The organism is Actinopolyspora alba (assembly GCF_900112765.1).
In the GTDB taxonomy this organism is placed as follows: domain Bacteria; phylum Actinomycetota; class Actinomycetes; order Mycobacteriales; family Pseudonocardiaceae; genus Actinopolyspora; species Actinopolyspora alba.
The window spans coordinates 1-3,595 of sequence record NZ_FOMZ01000029.1 but is presented as its reverse complement, the minus strand read 5'-3'; the positions used below and the strand labels follow the sequence as shown (position 1 = coordinate 3,595).

Below are 3,595 nucleotides of genomic sequence, written 5' to 3'. Positions count from 1 at the left end.
TAGCCACCAGGGCCGCGGCGTCCCCGTCGACCCAGGAGGGCTCACCGAGTCCGAGCAAGGCCGACTTGAATGAGGCGAGATAGGCGGCGCGCTGGTCGAGTTCGACCAGCACTTCAGCGCGGTCGATTTCGTGATGCGTGGGTGGGCGGGGGTGGTTGAGTTCGGGCTCGATGTCGTTGAAGCCGCACACTCCCTCCATCTCCGGGAGTTTGCCCGGTTCGGTTTCCACCCGGTTGAGGGTGCGGCCTTTGGCGTCGGTGCTGCGGTCGCTGCGGAGCTTTTTCCGGCGGATCTGCTCGTGGACACGCTCGATGGTGCGGGCCGCGTTGCTGCCCGGCAGCACCCCGAGGTGGGTGTCGATCCAGTGCACCCGCCGTAGCAGCGCGTCCGCGCGCTGTTCGGCGGAGCCGTCGAGCCGATGGGGGTAGTCCTTGTCTGGGTCGATCCCCTCGGCCAGTAGCCCTTCCCCCTGGTAGTCGTAGACCCACCCGTACGGTTCGAGGACCAGTTGCACGAGTTGGCCTTTGGAGTCTTTTTCCGACCGCAGCAGGGTCCAGGGCTCTAGCACCCCGTTGGAGGACCACCCGTTGTCATAGGCCGGGCGCATGAACTCCGCCGAGGCGGGCAGTTCAGCGAGCCGGTTTTCCAGGGTCTCGATTTGGGTGCTGGTGGAGACGTTGAGGTCGTCGAGCGTGACCACCAGCCCGAGTTGCTGGCAGGTTTCGGCCAGTAGGTACACCTGCGGCACCGACGTCGAGTGCCTCAGGGCTTGACGGATACGCACGATGTCGGCCGCGCTGTGCACCGGCACCGACCACCGGCGGTTGCCGATTTGGACCCATCCGGGGCCGACGACGGCAGCGGCGGTGTAGTCGGCCAGCTCGGGACAGTTCGGCTGTACCAACTCCTCGGGGCTGATCTCGACCGGTGCGGAACTCACCTCGGCCGACTCGTCCGAGGACGCGGCCGGTGCTGCGCCCTCGGGGTCGGGGGCCGGCTCCTCCCCGTCCGTCTCCGGGGCCGGCTCGAACTCCGGAGGGGCGTCGGCCTCGGCCTCGGTTGCCGCGTGCGGTTGCTCGGTGTCCTCGTCGGCCGGTGCGTGCGGCTCGGACTCGGGCGCGTGCGACGGGGCGTGCTGCTCGCTCGGCACGGGCGCGGGAACCGTGCCGCTCTGGGCCAACGCGCGCACCGCGTGTTTGAGCTCGCGCAGCTCGCGCACGTTCGCACACCCCAGGTGTGCGCCGTAGACCGTGCGGCCCCGCAGCGGGGTGCCGCACACCTCGCAGTCCTGATCGAACAGGCTCGGTTGCTCCATCGATCGTTTCGCTTTCCGGCGGTGGGGCCGCCTCGGTCGGCGGCCCCACGGTGGTCGTCGTGGTCACACCCTAGCACGTAACACAATAACCCAATATTTACGTAACTATGGTGTTTGGTAACGCTTGATCGCTGGTCACGATGCTCTTCGCGAGGATGTAGACGGTGCCGCATCCTGTTCCGCGCGCAGCATGAGCGCTCGGGAGTGGTAGCGCTGCGCCAGCCGCGACCACTCGCGCGCGACCGCACCCGTGGTCAGCTCAGCCAGCGCCTCACAGCACCCGGCGAACTGGGTGAGGTCGTCGGGGGTGGACAGCGCAGAGACGTCGTGCGCGTGCTGGCTGATCACGCGCACCGTGGCGGGAAACATCGAGGACATTGGAACGACTCCGAACAATTGAGCGGGACAACACGGGGACTGGCGTCCGTTCCGACCCGCGGACGGGATCGGACCGGACGCATCGTCACTGCGCGGCAAGCACCGGGTGACCGTTGGTGCTGGGTTCCTGCTGCCTGTTGCGCAGGTCCAACAGCTCATCCATGATCGCGTTCCGCTGTTTCAGCGCCCACCGCTCCGAGGCTCCGAACTGCTGCGCGATCTGCGGCCCGGTCGGCAGATCACCGTGCTCGCGCACGTAGGCGCGTGCCCACTCGTGGGCCTGTTGGCGCACCTGCTCCCAGTCCCGCACGGTGTTGCGCTCCTGTTCCGCACGCTGCTCGGACTGTTCCGCGAGTTTGCTACGCAGCCCCTCGTTCGTCCGTTCCAGCTGCGCCACCGTGGTCCGTAGCTGTGCGTTGAGCTCGGCACTTTCCACATACTGGTCACGCTCGACGGTGAACGCGTGATGCGCCGCGTCGCGCTCCTGGCGGTACTGCTCGGCGCGCTGCTCGGCGGCCACGAGCTCCGGGGCCGGAGCCTGCACCCCGAACACGTCGATGATCCGCGCGTAATGCGCGACCATCTGCAAACCCATCTCGTGCGACAACAACAATGCCAGCGTCGGCCAGGTCATGACCCCGATGCGTTCGGCCAGCTCCCAGCCGCTTAGTGAGCTGTGCAGGGCCAGCAGCACGTTCGTTCCCCCCGACGCGGCGATGCCGACCACGAACGCCGCCCGGGATCGCAGCCCGACCGGCAGCCCGAGCAGTTGGCGCACCAGTCCGACCAGGCTCGCCGCGAGGAGCAGCCCGTCCACGGCCAGCGGCCACAGCAGCGAGCGCCAGCCCCGCTCTGCGTTCAGCGTTGCCAGTTCGCGGCCGTGCTCGAAATTGAGCGCCAGCGCGACCGTGGCGACCAGGCCGACCACGGCGGCCATGAGCAGCACCAGCACCAGGGCGAGCCGCCGCATCGGCGGCCGGGATGGCGCGCCAGTCCCCGGCGTGTGCGGCTCGCTCTCCGGTCGGTCCGGAGCCGGTGCGGCTTCGGGGGCGGGTGCGGGCGGCGCGGCTTCGGGGGTGGCCCCGCTCGTGCGGCGGGGCAGGCGAGGCCGTACCGCACGCGCGGCACGCGCCAGCGGGGCGCGGTAGCGCCGCAGCAGCCACGCCCCGGCGATCACCGCCAGAGCCAGAGCGGCCAGCCACGTGGCCGTGTAATCCGTGCCGGTAGGCGGCACGTCGGAACCGCTCGGAATGTCGGGGACTGGCGTCGCCCGTCCGGCGGTCGCGACAGAAGTCGCAGGATAGGGCATCATAGAAGAGGAACTCCTTAGCAGGGGAGTGCTGTTGAAGCGGGTGCGGCCGTCAGGGCAAGGGGGCCGCACCCGCTTCGTATTCGTAGGGCGGCTTATGCCTCGGGGGAATCCGCGCGTTCGGTGTGCGGCACCTGATCGGTGAGCTTGCGCGTGACCTGCTCGGCCTGCTCATGCGCCTGGAGCAGTTCGCGAGTCTGCTGGGCGTCCTCGCCCAGAAACTCCGAGAGCTGAAACAACGTCTCCTTACGCTCGGAGATCGCCTTCTCCAGCGCCGTCAACGTAGACCCAGTGACCTCGGCACCCGGCTTGAGCGCCTGCGAAAGCCGGGTTTTCTTCGTCTCGCTGTCCCCACTGGGTTGAATGCTGCGGTTGAGATGGTTGCGCAGCTCTTCCAGGAGGCCGTTCACGGCCCTGCCATGCAGGGCAGACCGCAACGTCTCAATCTCCTCATTGTCGAATTGCACGATTTGCCGCACAGTCGCCATAGTCCCGTGTCTCCGTTCCGTACGTCTTCGTGCACTGTTCGGCACGATGCGGTTCACCGTATCCGTTGTGCGTGGTGTGATCAACGATAGCAACACGGTGAACCG

At 68.0% G+C, this 3,595-nt stretch carries 4 protein-coding genes; all 4 read right to left on the bottom strand.

The window, feature by feature from the left end; translation table 11 throughout:
* A partial coding sequence (locus BM150_RS23430) for a hypothetical protein (protein ID WP_139219650.1) occupies positions 1-1,315 on the bottom strand: 1,315 nt, incomplete at its 3' end.
* A gap of 135 nt (positions 1,316-1,450) precedes the next feature.
* Complete coding sequence (locus BM150_RS23425; RefSeq protein ID WP_092930255.1) at positions 1,451-1,693, bottom strand: hypothetical protein; 243 nt, start codon at positions 1,691-1,693, stop codon at positions 1,451-1,453.
* 85 nt (positions 1,694-1,778) lie between these two features.
* A complete protein-coding gene (locus BM150_RS23420; RefSeq protein ID WP_092930252.1) occupies positions 1,779-3,005 on the bottom strand; it encodes a DUF2637 domain-containing protein in 1,227 nt (408 codons plus the stop codon).
* Positions 3,006-3,097: 92 nt separating this feature from the next.
* Positions 3,098-3,595 (bottom strand): hypothetical protein (locus tag BM150_RS23415; protein ID WP_217641904.1); only part of this gene is annotated, 498 nt, incomplete at its 5' end.

What these genes read in the sequence shown, in the direction of transcription:
- BM150_RS23420 (WP_092930252.1), bottom strand. Translation starts at nt 3,005, where the DNA reads ATGATGCCCTATCCTGCGACTTCTGTCGCGACCGCCGGACGGGCGACG.
- BM150_RS23425 (WP_092930255.1), bottom strand. Translation starts at nt 1,693, where the DNA reads ATGTCCTCGATGTTTCCCGCCACGGTGCGCGTGATCAGCCAGCACGCG.